The organism is Brevibacillus brevis (assembly GCF_900637055.1).
GTDB classification, from domain to species: domain Bacteria; phylum Bacillota; class Bacilli; order Brevibacillales; family Brevibacillaceae; genus Brevibacillus; species Brevibacillus brevis.
This window is the reverse complement of record NZ_LR134338.1, coordinates 4,997,138-5,010,895: the sequence shown is the minus strand read 5'-3', so window position 1 is coordinate 5,010,895 and position 13,758 is coordinate 4,997,138. Positions and strand designations below refer to the sequence as shown.

At 48.8% G+C, this 13,758-nt stretch carries 12 protein-coding genes; 9 read left to right on the top strand and 3 right to left on the bottom strand.

Annotated elements, in window-relative coordinates; translation table 11 throughout:
- Positions 1–87 precede the first annotated feature (87 nt).
- Positions 88–720, top strand: coding sequence for a molybdenum cofactor guanylyltransferase (gene mobA, locus EL268_RS24120; protein ID WP_106655912.1), 633 nt, complete (start codon positions 88–90; stop codon positions 718–720).
- Positions 721–757: 37 nt separating this feature from the next.
- Here the strand turns inward: mobA and EL268_RS33760 are convergent, their stop codons facing one another.
- A complete protein-coding gene (locus EL268_RS33760) occupies positions 758–1,288 on the bottom strand; it encodes a hypothetical protein (RefSeq protein WP_126435469.1) in 531 nt (176 codons plus the stop codon).
- Between the two features lie 152 nt (positions 1,289–1,440).
- Entirely contained in the window at positions 1,441–2,238 is a 798-nt protein-coding gene (gene fdhD, locus EL268_RS24110) for a formate dehydrogenase accessory sulfurtransferase FdhD (RefSeq protein ID WP_106655910.1), read from the bottom strand.
- A gap of 401 nt (positions 2,239–2,639) precedes the next feature.
- Between fdhD and EL268_RS24105 the strand changes: the two genes are divergently transcribed.
- The 6 genes from EL268_RS24105 to hmpA all read left to right on the top strand — a co-directional run bounded on the left by EL268_RS24105 (position 2,640) and on the right by hmpA (position 10,135).
- Positions 2,640–3,914: an L-lactate MFS transporter gene (locus EL268_RS24105; RefSeq protein WP_307724149.1), complete on the top strand. Its 1,275-nt coding sequence runs from the start codon at positions 2,640–2,642 to the stop codon at positions 3,912–3,914.
- 53 nt (positions 3,915–3,967) lie between these two features.
- The gene (locus EL268_RS24100; RefSeq protein ID WP_012684864.1) at positions 3,968–4,333 is read left to right on the top strand and encodes a Na-translocating system protein MpsC family protein; all 366 of its coding nucleotides are present in this window, start codon (positions 3,968–3,970) and stop codon (positions 4,331–4,333) included.
- A 194-nt stretch (positions 4,334–4,527) separates the two neighbouring features.
- A complete protein-coding gene (locus EL268_RS24095) occupies positions 4,528–6,876 on the top strand; it encodes an FdhF/YdeP family oxidoreductase (protein WP_106655908.1) in 2,349 nt (782 codons plus the stop codon).
- Positions 6,877–6,918: 42 nt separating this feature from the next.
- Entirely contained in the window at positions 6,919–8,178 is a 1,260-nt protein-coding gene (locus EL268_RS24090; RefSeq protein ID WP_106655907.1) for a molybdopterin molybdotransferase MoeA, read from the top strand.
- A 3-nt stretch (positions 8,179–8,181) separates the two neighbouring features.
- A complete protein-coding gene (mobB, locus tag EL268_RS24085) occupies positions 8,182–8,700 on the top strand; it encodes a molybdopterin-guanine dinucleotide biosynthesis protein B (RefSeq protein WP_106655906.1) in 519 nt (172 codons plus the stop codon).
- Positions 8,701–8,917: 217 nt separating this feature from the next.
- Complete coding sequence (gene hmpA, locus EL268_RS24080; RefSeq protein WP_106655905.1) at positions 8,918–10,135, top strand: NO-inducible flavohemoprotein; 1,218 nt, start codon at positions 8,918–8,920, stop codon at positions 10,133–10,135.
- Between the two features lie 26 nt (positions 10,136–10,161).
- Here the strand turns inward: hmpA and EL268_RS24075 are convergent, their stop codons facing one another.
- Entirely contained in the window at positions 10,162–10,671 is a 510-nt protein-coding gene (locus EL268_RS24075; RefSeq protein ID WP_017251999.1) for a Crp/Fnr family transcriptional regulator, read from the bottom strand.
- Positions 10,672–10,836: 165 nt separating this feature from the next.
- On the opposite strand from EL268_RS24075, the gene EL268_RS24070 reads away from it, so the two are divergent.
- Together EL268_RS24070 and EL268_RS24065 are read left to right on the top strand one after the other, a co-directional pair.
- Positions 10,837–11,778, top strand: a complete 942-nt coding sequence (locus tag EL268_RS24070) for an MBL fold metallo-hydrolase (RefSeq protein ID WP_106655904.1) — start codon at positions 10,837–10,839, stop codon at positions 11,776–11,778.
- A gap of 126 nt (positions 11,779–11,904) precedes the next feature.
- The gene (locus tag EL268_RS24065; RefSeq protein ID WP_106655903.1) at positions 11,905–13,695 is read left to right on the top strand and encodes a M3 family oligoendopeptidase; all 1,791 of its coding nucleotides are present in this window, start codon (positions 11,905–11,907) and stop codon (positions 13,693–13,695) included.
- Positions 13,696–13,758: the final 63 nt, after the last annotated feature.

The following is a 13,758-nucleotide window of genomic DNA, read 5'->3' as shown; positions in this document are numbered from 1 at the left end:
CGAGAATCTCTCCTTATTTATAATAATTATTTGTTTAAACTTATTATAAACTAATAAGGATTATTGTCAACACCCAGGAGGAAATTTATGCAGCAACTGCGAATCGGTGCGGTTATTTTAGCTGGCGGAAAAAGCAGCAGAATGGGTTCGCCCAAGCAAAAATTACCGTGGAGGGACGGAACCTTTTTAACAGAACTGGTAAAGGAAGTACAGGCGGTTGGCTTGTCTTGTTTCATTGTAGCGAATGATTTTTCGAACACTCAAGTGACACAAAAGGAACAAATTGATGAACAGCCCGTCACAATAACACCTGATCTGGTACCATCCTGCGGTCCTGTCAGTGGGCTGGTTACTGCCTTTCGCATAAGTTCCGAGGATGCTTTGCTGGTACTATCCTGTGACCTTCCTTTTATGGATCGTGTGCAAATCGCCAAGCTCATTGAATTTGCTAGGGAGAGCAACGAGTGGGATGTGATTGTCGCCCAATCAGAGGGACGAATCCATCCATTATGTGCCGTGTACCATCGTAGAACACAGGCGAACTGGGAGCAGGCGCTGTTGCATGGACAGCGAAAACTGATGCGGACATTAGATGAGCTGCGCGTGGTGCCCTTGCCTGATGAAAGGTTGGACCTTTGGTCTGTTTTTAATGTCAACACGCCTGAAGAGTACGAACAGGCAAAGCTTGAAGAAAAACGCAGAAAGACAGGACATGCTTGAGGCGTGTCCTGTTTTTTGTTTGGAAAAAAGGGGCTTTTCATAGAGGGCTATCATACAAGCGTTTCTCTGGACAAACCGTATGAATAGTAGTGATGGCTAACGAAAGGAGGGAAGCGCAATGACAAGAAAATGCAAAAAACAGGGCAAACGCTACGAGCACCACTGTTGTTGCAAAAAAACCGACAAATACTACGACCACCACTGTTGCGGCAAAAAACACGACAAGTATTACGACCACCACTCCTGTTGCAAAAAACACGACAAATATTACGACTACGACTGCTGCTGCAAGAAACACGATGATTACTACGAGCCTCACTGCTGCTGCAAAAAACACAGCCAATACGATGAGCCGCATTGCTGCTGCAAAAAGCATGAGCATTGCCACGATCACTGCTGTTGCTGCAAACAACATGATTGCAAAGGCTTTGAGAAACATGACCATCACTGTTGCAAGAAGCATGAAATAGATGATGAAGACGAAGAAGATGACGACGACGAAGACGAAGAAAAAGATGAAGAAGATGACGAGGACGAAGATGATGACGACGACCACTACAAGCATCACAAAAAGAAACATTGCTGCTGCAAATAAAAAATTCCCACGTACAAAGAACAAAAGCCCGAGAGGCTAACTCGGGCTTTTGAGATTACCAGATGAGAAAAACATAGAAAAGCGGGAAGGCGCAAAGCTTGTCCCGCTTTTACTTGATTCCTTCTTTAAGGTAGGAGGATTCTCTGGGCTTGTGTATACACGTTCATTTTGTCATTGCGGATAAAACCGACTGCGGTGAGCTTCAGCTCATCTGCCAATTGAAGGGCGAGATCAGTTGGAGCGGACTTGGACAGAATGATGCCAGCCCCAATCTTGGCAGCCTTGAGCAGCACTTCAGATGAGATGCGTCCACTGAATACAAGAATTTTGTCCGTGGTGGATATGTTATCTCGCAAGCATTTCCCATAGATCTTGTCGAGAGCATTGTGACGTCCGATGTCGGAGAACTGAAGCAAAACTTCATCCGGTGTACAGAGGGCAGCATTGTGGACGCCACCTGTTTGACGGTGGATCTCAGACGACGCTTGCAATTCCTTCATCAGGTGCATGCATTGAGCGGGAGTGACAGTTGTTGTGCTTTCAACGGGCTTTGCTGTGCGTGCATCGCTAAAAAAGTAAAAGGATTGTCTGCTTTTTCCGCAGCAGGAAGTAATTCTGCGTTTGGAGTAAAAGCTTTGCGACAAAATTGTTTCTTTATGCAAATCAACGTAAGCAAACCCTTGGGCCTCATTCATCGTAAGCTGTTTGATTTCCGAGTAGCTCTTGATGACACCCTCGGCTGCGAGAAAACCGATGACCATTTCTTCCAAGTCGGCTGGGGTACATACGATTGTAGCGAATTCCTCATCATTGAGGAAAATCGTCAGGGGGTACTCGGTAACGATTTCGTCGTCTTCCCAGCCGTGTTGGTCAGCCGAGATTTTCAACACGGGCAATCGGGTGGTGATGGTTAGTTCGGACATACGGGCCTCCTTTTTGTCGAAATTATGAAGTTTTCATGGCTATTTTGTGAGGAAAATATTGTCGAGTGAACGCTTACATGGTAGTATACTATGTGAGATGAAAAGTGTCATAAAATTTTCGTCTTTCCATGTATTCATAGCGTAAGGACAGATTGACACGGAGCAGCGACCCTGCCACCGATTATTTTGTAGCCTTGCAGCGAATTACATAGTGAACACAATGCTTGTTGATGCTGATGTAGCGTTCCTGCTGATGATTAACTGCTGTGTTCCATCGTAGCTCTCGTTTCCATTTGTGGAGACCTGGGTGAGTCGGTGAAATCAGCAGTTTTTCTTTTTTTCGAGAAGGCTGCTGATGGATCCACAGCATGCCAAAGACCATTGAAAAGGAGATGAATGATTTGGAACAAAAAGTGAAAAACCGCTGGCTCATTGCATTGGCTGCGGTAGGCATCCACATCTCGATTGGATCGGTATACGCATGGAGTGTATTCACCAAGCCAATTACCGAGCAGTTCGGCTGGGACTTGCCAGACGTTCAATTTACGTTTAGTATTGCGATCTTGTTCTTGGGGCTGTCTGCTGCCTTCCTCGGTCATTATGTAGAAAAGCATGGCCCGCGCAAAGCTGGCATTCTCGCATCTATCTTTTTTGGAGTAGGAACTGTCGGGGCAGGCTTGGCGATTCAATTGAGCAGCTTGCCTCTGTTGTACCTATGTTATGGCGTGCTGGGCGGTATCGGACTTGGGGTAGGCTATATTACGCCAGTATCGACGCTGGTCAAATGGTTTCCGGATCGCCGTGGTTTAGCGACAGGTCTTGCGATTATGGGCTTCGGCTTTGCTTCCATGATTGCCAGTCCGATTATGAACGCTTTGATTGCAAATGTAGGAATCGCGAACACCTTTTATATTTTGGGCCTTATTTATTTCGTTGTGATGCTGGCTTCGGCTCAATATTTGGCACCACCTCCAAAAGGCTGGGTACCGGCTGGATTTTCCGATTCGGGAACAGCTGGCAGCAAGCAAATCAAAAAAGATTTGTGCCAATTAACTGCTAACGAAGCGATCAAGACACACCGTTTTTACTGGCTGTGGCTGATGCTGTTTATCAACGTGACATGTGGAATCGCCGTTATTTCGGTAGCATCGCCGATGGCGCAAGAAATGGTAGGCATGTCCGTCGGAACAGCAGCCCTGATGGTAGGACTAAACGGTTTGTTCAACGGTGGTGGACGAATCGGCTGGGCGTCTCTGTCTGATTTCATTGGACGACCAAATACGTACACAGCTTTCTTTGCCATTCAAATGGTATTGTTCTTCCTGTTGCCGAATATGTCCAATCCCATCCTGTTCATGGTTGCGATGTTTATCATTATGACCTGTTACGGTGGTGGCTTTGCATCCATTCCGGCGTACATTGGTGACTTGTTTGGAACGAAGCAATTGGGCGCGATTCACGGCTATATTCTGACGGCATGGGCAGCTGCCGGCTTGGCAGGACCGATCTTTGCAGCATGGGTTCGCAAGACGACAGAAAGCTATACAGGAACTATGAGTGTTTTCGCAGGAATGTTCGTTGTCGCTCTGGTGATCTCGCTATTTGTCCGACTGGATATCAAAAAACTGAAGGAAGAAGCCAAACAAAGAGAAAAGTCTGTTGAATTGGCTAGTTAATCAATGGTAAAGTTTAAGTAGAGAATGATTTGAAGTAAAGGTGATTTTCCTCGATGAATAAGTTCGAAGCAGAATTCAGTAATTTGGTCAGGGCTTTCCGAAAGCGCCATATGGGAAAGGGACCTAGCAAGATCAGCACCACGTTCTGCAAGAACTGGGCGATCTGCGAGATGGAAGGCAACCTTTCTCCGGTGGAAAAGTTCATCGCCACTTCGGAAGACGGAAAGCAGACATTACGAGCTGCCCGAACCGAAATGGTCAAAGAGATCTATCGGAAACACCAGCCAGTTGACATGGAAGCGTTTCTTGGAGCAAAACTCGTTGATCTTTTCGTCGATATTGACATTGAACGGGATTTTGGAATGTCGATCTTTGTTTTTGATCAAGACATTGAAAAGAAAATGAAAAACGAACCGTAAGTCTAAACGAAGCAGCGTCCCTGTTCACCGGCTTAGACGTAACGGAATTCGCGAAAGCAAACACGAAGTTGAGACTAGGTAGCGAACCTGCCGTAGACAACCACCGTGAACACGCTCTTTTCCTATAGGACAAGGGACGGTTTCATGGTGGTTTTTTCGTCTCAATGGAGTTTATTAGAGGGGAGACAAAAGAAATGGGCAAGACCAAGCATGGCGGACCAATTAAGCTGGATACTTCGTGGAAGCCTTCCTTATGGGCTTCACTAATGCCGATGGGACTCGGAAAAATCAAGCCGCATCACATTCGCGATACGATGAAGGTGGCCTATGACAATCGCGATAATTTGGGTTATGCCTATCGCATTTTGACGCAAGGGGTATGTGATGGCTGCGCCCTCGGCGTATCCGGTCTCTACGATCAGACGTTGACTGGTCCGCATTTGTGCACCACGCGACTGAACGTATTGCGTCTCAATACCATGCCTGCCATGGATGCCAAATGGTTTGAAGACGTGAACGCGCTGCGCACGCTGTCCAGCGAAGAATTGCGCAAGCTGGGTAGAATTCCGTATCCGCTTTCAAGAAAGCCAGGCGAAAACAAGTTCACCCGCATCAGCTGGGATGAAGCGTTGAACCGCATCGCGAGAAAAATCAAAAACATCAGCCCGAAACAGTTGGCCTTTTTCTTGACCGCTCGTGGAATTACCAACGAGGTATACTACACGGCTGCTAAAATGGCTCGTTTCCTCGGAACCAACAACATCGACAACGCATCGCGTATTTGTCACTCGCCGAGTAAGACAGCATTGAAGCGTTCGGTTGGAATAGGTGCATCGAGCTGTAACTATCAGGATTGGATCGGTACAGATGTGCTCGTATTCTGGGGTTCCGTACCTGGTAACAACCAGCCTGTATCGACGAAATATATGTATGCTGCGAAAAAAGCAGGAACGAAAATCATCCTGATCAACCCGTACAGAGAGCCAGCGATGGAAAAGTACTGGATTCCATCTGTACCGGATAGTGCTTTGTTCGGAACGAAGATTGCGGATGATTTCTACCAAGTGAACATTGGCGGCGATATCGCTTTCATGAACGGCGTGATGAAGATTTGGTTTGAGATGGAGGAAGCCAAGCCAGGTTCTGCGATCAACCATGAATTCATCAAGGAGCATGCGAACGGAATCGAAGAGCTGCGCAAGCATGTGATGAATGAATCATGGGAGAAGATCGTGGAATCCTCCGGTCTCAGCCGCGAGCGTATCAAAGAATTCGCGCAACTGCTCGCCAACTCCCAAAATGGTGTATTCGTATGGAGTATGGGTCTGACTCAGCACAAATTCGGTACGGACAATATTTCTCAGGTAGCCAATCTGGCCATCCTTCGTGGATTCTTGGGTCGCAAGCACACGGGTCTTATGCCAATTCGCGGACACTCCGGCGTACAAGGCTCCGGTGAAATGGGTGCCGACCCGTTCAGCTTGCCGGGTGGAGATTTTGAAGAAAAATCATGGAACCGGATTGAAAAGATCTGGAACTTCCCGATCCCGAAATGGCAAGGAGATATCGTCGGTATTTCTTTGGAAAATGCCGTGTTGCCAGATGGTCACGAGCGCAAGACCAGATTGTTCTATACGAGCGGCGGCAACTTCCTGGAGACGATGCCAGATCCGGACTTCATGCAAAAATGCTTGGAGAGCATAGAAGTGCGTGTGCATCAGGACATCATTTTCAATACATCTACGTTGGTGGATGCAAAAGAAGAAGTGATCGTACTGCCAGCAATGACTCGCTATGAGCAGCCAGGTGGCGGAACTTCGACAAGTACAGAGCGCATGGTTTACTTCAGTGCCGAAGTGGAAGGGCCACGTATTGAAGAAGCGCGTTCGGAATGGGAGATTTACGTAGATCTGGCGGCACGGGTAAATCCAGAGAAAAAGCATCTGATGCACTTCTCAAGCGCAGCCGAAATTCGCGCAGAGATTGCCCTAGCGAATCCGAACTATGACGGTATCCAGCATCTGAAAAACCGCGGAGATGTTTTCCAATGGGGCGGTGCATGGTTGTGTGAAGGTGGCGTATGCCCGACACCGGACGGCCGAGCGAATCTGATTCCGATTGAGATTCCGGATTTGAACAAGCCAGAGGGACACTTCTATGTAACGACTCGTCGCGGCAAGCAGTTCAACTCGATGATTTACAGCAAGAAAGACCCGTTCAACAATGCGGACCGTTATGATATCCTGATCAATGCAGAGGATGCAAAAGAACTGCGCATTGCAGAAGGCGAAAATATCGTCGTTTACAATAAATATGGAACGTTCCAAGGACGGGCCAAATTCGAGGACACCAGACGCGGCAACATTCAAGTACACTGGCCGGAAGGAAACGTACTCATTCCGAAAGGTGTATACGAGACATACGCAGGTATTCCTGAATACAATACAGCCGTGAAGGTTGAAAAAGCGGACACTTTCCACGCCAACAAAGATTTGAAATACGTGGAGAGAGAAGTAGAAGATTTGGAAGTAAACGTCGGCTGACGAGCTGCAGCAATGGGTGGTCAAGATTAGGAGGAACAAGCCATGCGTTTTTCGCGACAAACACTCTCGGTTGAAGAAGCGATGAGCAAGCTGTTGGCAAAATTGCTGACAGGGAGAACGGAACAAGTGCAGATCGGGGAGGCATACGGGCGGATACTGGCCTCTGATCTACGTGCAACATACGATTTGCCGCACTTTGACCGCTCGCCGCTGGATGGGTTTGCCGTGAGAGCTGCGGATACGGTTGGGGCCTCCGTTGACCACCCGATTACGCTAACAGTGCTAGAGACGGTTGCGGCTGGGCAAGTACCTACTAGAGAATGGAAAAAGGGCCATGCTACGCGGATCATGACAGGTGCGATGATGCCTGCGGGTGCGGATGCGGTCATCATGTTTGAGCAAACGTACAACCCAGCGGAAGAGGCGGATACGGTACGGATCAAGCGGGAGATGAAGCCTGGGGAAAACGTATCTCGTCGCGGTGAAGAGATGGCGACAGGAACGATCATTGCCAGGGCGGGCGAGCGGATCAACGCAGGTACTCTCGCCAGCTTGGCTACGTTTGGCTATTCGCAGGTCGAGGTTTTCTGCAAGCCGCGTGTCGGTCTGATTTCGACTGGAAGCGAGCTGTTGGAGATTGATCAGCCGCTTGCCCCAGGCAAAATTCGCAACAGTAATACGGTGATGCTGACTGCCTTGATTGCTGAGGCAGGGGGCATCCCTGTTTCGTTTTCAAGACTGCCGGATGATCTGGCTGTGGCAAAGGCGAAAATCAGTGAATGCTTGCGGGGCGTGGATCTGGTCATTTCAAGCGGCGGTGTGTCCGTTGGGGATTTTGATGTGATCGCGGCTTTAGTGGATGAGCCTGAGGTGGAGCTTCTGTTCAATCGGATTGCGATACGTCCAGGAAGTCCGACGACAGCCATGATCATGGAAGGCAAGCCTTTTATTGCCCTATCAGGTAATCCGGGGGCCTGTTTTCTCGGGTTTGAGCTATTTGCGCGAGCAGCCATTCGTCGCATCTCGGGAGAAGCCCATGTAGTGCAACAGGTGATTAAGGCGAGACTTGGCGTCGATTATACGAAGCCTTGTCCATACCCGCGTTACCTGCGAGGGAGGCTCCTCGAAAAAGACGGGGTTTTGCACGCGATCCCTGATTTCAATGAAAAGGCAGGGAATCTTGGGACATTGAAGGACAGCGAATGCTTTATGATCATACCAGCCGGGGGAAGCGGGCAAAAAGCAGGAGAGCTAGTTGATGTTCTCACGCATGCCGCCCCAACCTGGAGAAGAGAGGGATAGCGAATGGTCAAGCCACCTTGTGTTTTGCAGATTGTCGGTTATTCGAACAGTGGCAAGACGACGCTGCTCACCAAGCTCATTCCGATTCTCGAACAGGCAGGGATAAGGGTCGGGGTCATCAAGCATGATGGCGGACACGATTTTGAGTGGGATCAGCCAGGGAAGGACACCTGGCGTTATCGTGAAGCCGGAGCTTCGCTGGTTGCGATCACATCCAAAACGAAAACGGCCATCGTGGAGCAAAAGCCGCAGGAGCTGTCCGTCCTTATCCAGCGCTTGGCAGATGCTGGGGCCCAGCTCGTTTTGGTAGAAGGCTTCAAGCGTGAAGGCTATCCTAAGCTCGTACTGCTTCGCAGGTCAGAAGATGAGGAGCTCTTATCGATCGTTACTGATTTGGTAGGGATCGTAGGTTGGTCAGACAATCGTCAGCCGGGGTTGCCCTTTTTCGATATAAATGACATAGACAACTTGGCCAAGTTTGTAAGGGAACGGGTATCTGGTTGGTATTTCAAAACTGATTAGAAACATTGAGATCATTCCAGCTTGATTTGGGATGATCTTTTTTTTGTAGCATAAGAAGGATTGGAAAAGTCGAAGAAGCTGCTATGCCTGCTGCCAGGATGTTTTGCAATTGTCACAAATTGTTTCTATTTCCTGTGACCAGAATCACATGTGTATCTGTGAACCTCCCGTACACTTGAAATATAGAAAGTACGAAGCACTTCAAGGAGGTTCTACGATGTTAAGCCAAAAAACCATTGAAATTATAAAATCAACCGTTCCTGTGCTAGAGGTGCACGGAACTGCTATTACAAAACGTTTTTATCAAATGATGTTTGCCAAGCACCCTGAGCTTCTCAATATTTTCAACCACGCTAATCAAAAGCAGGGAAGACAGCAAATGGCTTTGGCCAATGCGGTGTATGCTGCGGCATTGTATATTGATAAGCTGGAATCGATTTTGCCAGTGGTGAAGCAGATTGGACATAAGCACCGCAGCTTGGGAGTGAAGGCTGAACACTACCCAATCGTTGGGGAAAACCTGCTTGCTGCGATCAAAGATGTACTTGGCGATGCCGCTACGGACGAGATTTTACAGGCGTGGGCGGAAGCGTATGGCGTCATTGCAGATGCTTTCATCAGTGTAGAACATGAAATGTATGAACAGGCAAGCGGTCAGACTGGAGGATGGGTAGATTTTAGAGAGTTTATCGTCCAACGCAAGGTGAAGGAAAGTGACGTGATTACTTCCTTTTATCTGGTTCCGGCGGATGGTCAACCGATTTCCAGCTTTGAGCCAGGGCAATATGTCAGCGTCAAGGTAGAATTACCGGGCGAGCAATTTACACACATTCGCCAGTACAGTCTCTCTGATGCGCCAGGGAATGCGTACTACCGCATTTCTGTCAAACGCGAGGACGCGATGCAAGATAAGCCGGCAGGAAAAGTATCCGTCTATTTGTCAGAGGAAGTGAAGGAAGGAGATAGCCTGCAGCTGTCTGCTCCGGCTGGAGATTTTACCTTACAGCAAGAGGACAGCCGTCCGGTTGTGCTGCTCAGTGGCGGTGTAGGATTGACCCCAATGATCAGCATGCTGAACACACTGATCAATTCGGGAACAGACCGTCCGATCACCTTCATTCACGCAGCAAAAAACGGAAATGTGCATGCCATGAAGCCGGCAGTAGAGGAGTTGGCCGCAAAACATCCACTGCTTTCTGTTCACTGGTGCTATACACAGCCGACTGAACAAGATCGATTGAACGGTGCTTTTCAGAAAGAAGGATATATCGACTTGCCATGGCTGCAAAAGGTCATCGATACAAAAGAGGCGAGCTACTATTTTTGTGGTCCAATTCCATTCATGAAGACGATCAACGGTGCTCTGTTGGAATGGGGAGTGCCAGCTGCCGATATTCATTATGAGTTCTTTGGCCCGGCAGCGACCTTGGCATAAAGAGCTCTTACAAAAAAAGCCCAAGCTTACTCGCGATTCGCAGCTTGAGCGCGCAGCAGCCGATTTACCGTCTCGCGGCGAAGCCCGATGAGCTGACCGATTTCATCCTGAGTCAGCAAATCCGAAAGCGAAGCGACAGGGATAAATGTCTGAAACCAAAGCTGGAGCTTGCGAAGCTTTTCAGCAGGAGAGACTTCGGTCAGTTGGTCGATACGCTGCTGCATCATCCGCAGCTTCCCTTGCAGCTGTAACGCGATATCACGACATTTTTCAGGATTGTCATCCAGATGGCGATACCAATCCGGGGCAGACAGTACTTCGACCTCACAGGTCACGAGAGCGATTGCTGTCCCGTAATAGGGATTCGGGCTCATCAACGAATGATGCGGAATGATCTCATCCGGAACGATGATGTTAACCAGCGTCAATGCTCCGTCTGCATGTACCCGAACGATTTTTAACAGACCGCTCTTCAAATGATAGAGCGGTCCAGATTCTCCTTGTCGAAACAAAACTTCTCCCTTGTGCAGGATCATGGGTTTCTCCTCGATTCTCTGAGTCTTTCTCTAGCAATTATAGCAAGCCCGGCAGGAGGAAGTAAGCAAGCGTAAAAAGCAGTTTGCCGCTTTTTTAGGCTTGCTACAGCAAGGATGCCTTTTGCTATAATGGGGAAATCACAGATGAATAAAGGGAGTTGTCTGATGTTCAACTTTTTTACATGGGTAGGCTCCATCATGGGGGTACTCACACTCGGATTGATTGCCTATGTGGCTTACCGCTACTGGTACCATATGGGACAGCTTCCGAAGCCGGAGTTTCGTTATCTGGACACGAAAAAACCAGTGCCTGCCGACTGGAGTCATGATGAGGTTACGTTTACATGGATCGGCCACTCGACGATTCTGTTGAATATGTTTGGTACGAAAATACTGACAGATCCGGTTTTGGGCGAGAAGCTCGGGATTAAGCTTGCTGGTGTCCATTTTGGTCCCAAGCGTTTTACACCTCCTGCCCTCGACTTTGCTGAAATTGGCGAGGTAGATATCATCTTGCTATCGCATGCCCATTTGGATCATGTCGATCTGCCTACTTTGCAGAAAATAGCGAATCGCTCCACACATGTCATTACGGCGCACCAGACGAGCAAGCTGTTCAAGCATATGCCATTTGGTTCGTATGAGGAAATGCAGCCGGGAGAAGTCATTACTACCAAAGAAGGAATGACGATTACTGCGATTCCTGTTCGCCATTGGGGCAACCGCTTTCCATGGAATCATGAATATGGCTACAACGGCTATATGATTGAGAAAAATGGCGTGCGCATCCTCTATCCAGGTGATACTGCTTATATCTCCATGGAAAATTTGCCGAAACAATTCGGGGCTATCGATCTGGTGTTCATGCCGATTGGCGCCTACAAGCCAGACTCGTATCAAGCAGCGCATTGTACGCCAGAGCAAGCATGGCAAATGTTCAAGGAGACCCAAGCCAAGTGGCTGGTACCTATTCATTGGAATACGTTTGTGCTCTCACGTGAGCCTGTTGATGAGCCGTTCGAGCGTCTGTTGGCAGCAGCGGGGGACGAGAGGGACAGGATTGTTGTTGAAAAACAAGGGGAGACGTTTTCAATCCCTGTTCAATAGGTGTGAAAAGTTGGCGACTGCGTACATAGCAGTCGCTTTTCTAATTGATATGAATAAACGGGGAGGGAATAGCTACCTTATTATAGAAATATTTTTATCGAAGGAGTTTGTTGAGGAGGGGTACATATGACAAAAGCATTGCCACAACGCTGGGATATGGATGTGATTTTTCCTGGTGGGAGTGAATCGGAGGATTTTCGGGCGTTTTTAGGGACTTTGGAAGGGGATATTGCGAACCTGAAAGCACGGTTGGAGCAATCTGGCGCTGGTTTGCATGAGACAGCGGCTTTCAAGGAAGTTGTCACTCATGTCCAAAGCATTGCCGTGCGTGTGAGACAAGCAGGTGCATTCATTTCCTGCCTGACTGCTCAAAATGTAAAAGATGAGCCAGCCAAGCTGATGGGTGGTCGTGTGAAGAGTATCTCGGCTGCGTTTGGTGCAGTATTGACGCGCTGGGAAGAACAGCTGCTGGCTATTGAAGCGGCTGCATGGGAGAAGCTGTTGGCAGACGAAGAATTGCAACCGCTTGCTTTTGTACTGAATGAGCGCCGCCGCCGTGCACAGGAAAAGCTGTCGCCTGAACAAGAAGTGCTGGCAAACGATTTAGCTGTAGACGGGTATCACGCTTGGCAAGATTTGTACAATGCGGTCGTAGGACGTATGACCATTGAGGTTGAGGTCAATGGAGAGACGAAGCAGATGTCTGTCGGGCAAGCTTCTAATCTGATGAGCAGTCCTGATCGAGCTGTACGTGCCCAAGTATTTGAAAAGTGGAAAGAAGCCTGGGGCAAGGAAACGGAGCTGTGCGCGCAGGCGCTGAATCACTTGGGTGGTTTCCGTCTCTCTCTGTACCGACATCGCGGCTGGGATTCCGTCCTGCGTGAGCCGCTGGATATTGGACGGATGCAGGAAAAAACACTCGATGCGATGTGGCAGGCCATCGAAAATCGCAAGGATCGTCTGGTTGCCTACCTGGAGCGCAAGGCAAAGCTGCTCGGTGTAGACAAGCTGAGCTGGTACGATGTAGGAGCTCCAGTCGGTAAGGTACATAAAGAAGTGTCTTACGATGAAGCAGCTGCCCTGATCGTTGAGCATTTCAACCGCTTCAATCCGAGCATGGCTGAGTTTGCGCAAAAGGCATTCGATGAAGGCTGGATCGAGGCAGAGGATCGTCCTGGCAAGCGCCCAGGCGGATTCTGCACGAGCTTCCCAGTCAGCAAGCAGTCCCGCGTGTTCATGACGTATGCGGGAAGCGCAAGCAATGTATCCACACTGGCACATGAGCTGGGGCATGCATATCATCAGCAAGTCATGTGGGATTTGCCGGCGCTTAACCAAAACTACGCGATGAACGTAGCGGAAACAGCATCGACCTTCGCAGAGATGATCCTCGCTGACGCTGCTGTGAAAAATGCAGCCAATGATGATGAGAAACTGGTGCTCTTGGAAGATAAGCTGCAATCCATTGTCGCGTTTTTCATGAACATCCACGCTCGCTTTATTTTCGAGAAAAACTTCTATGAGAAGCGCAAAGAAGGTCTTGTTAGCGCGGCTGATCTCGACCGAATCATGGAAGAGGCGCAAAAGCAAGCGTACAACGGAGCTTTGGCAGATTACGAGCCGCACTTCTGGGCATCCAAGCTGCATTTCTATATCACGTCGTATCCGTTCTACAACTTCCCGTACACATTCGGGTACTTGTTCAGCATGAGTGTCTATGCGCGTGCGCTTGAAGAAGGCGAGAGCTTCGCACCGAAATACGATGCACTGCTCCAAGATACGGGCCGCCTGATGGTAGAAGACTTGGCGAAGAAGCATCTCGGCGAGGATATGACGACAGTCGAGTTCTGGCAAAAAGCTGTTGATCTGGCTGTGGCAGACATCGACGAATTCCTGCGCCTGACAGAAGAAGCATAAATTCAGGAATAAATAAGCTCCAAGCAGTCTGTCGCTTTTCCGACAGGCTGCTTTTTCGTTGAG

Excerpts from the sequence above, each read along its gene's own strand:
- mobA (WP_106655912.1), top strand. The coding sequence starts at position 88 with ATGCAGCAACTGCGAATCGGTGCGGTTATTTTAGCTGGCGGAAAAAGC.
- fdhD (WP_106655910.1), bottom strand. The coding sequence starts at position 2,238 with ATGTCCGAACTAACCATCACCACCCGATTGCCCGTGTTGAAAATCTCG.
- EL268_RS24100 (WP_012684864.1), top strand. The coding sequence starts at position 3,968 with ATGAATAAGTTCGAAGCAGAATTCAGTAATTTGGTCAGGGCTTTCCGA.
- EL268_RS24095 (WP_106655908.1), top strand. The coding sequence starts at position 4,528 with ATGGGCAAGACCAAGCATGGCGGACCAATTAAGCTGGATACTTCGTGG.
- EL268_RS24090 (WP_106655907.1), top strand. The coding sequence starts at position 6,919 with ATGCGTTTTTCGCGACAAACACTCTCGGTTGAAGAAGCGATGAGCAAG.
- mobB (WP_106655906.1), top strand. The coding sequence starts at position 8,182 with ATGGTCAAGCCACCTTGTGTTTTGCAGATTGTCGGTTATTCGAACAGT.
- hmpA (WP_106655905.1), top strand. The coding sequence starts at position 8,918 with ATGTTAAGCCAAAAAACCATTGAAATTATAAAATCAACCGTTCCTGTG.
- EL268_RS24075 (WP_017251999.1), bottom strand. The coding sequence starts at position 10,671 with ATGATCCTGCACAAGGGAGAAGTTTTGTTTCGACAAGGAGAATCTGGA.
- EL268_RS24070 (WP_106655904.1), top strand. The coding sequence starts at position 10,837 with ATGTTCAACTTTTTTACATGGGTAGGCTCCATCATGGGGGTACTCACA.
- EL268_RS24065 (WP_106655903.1), top strand. The coding sequence starts at position 11,905 with ATGACAAAAGCATTGCCACAACGCTGGGATATGGATGTGATTTTTCCT.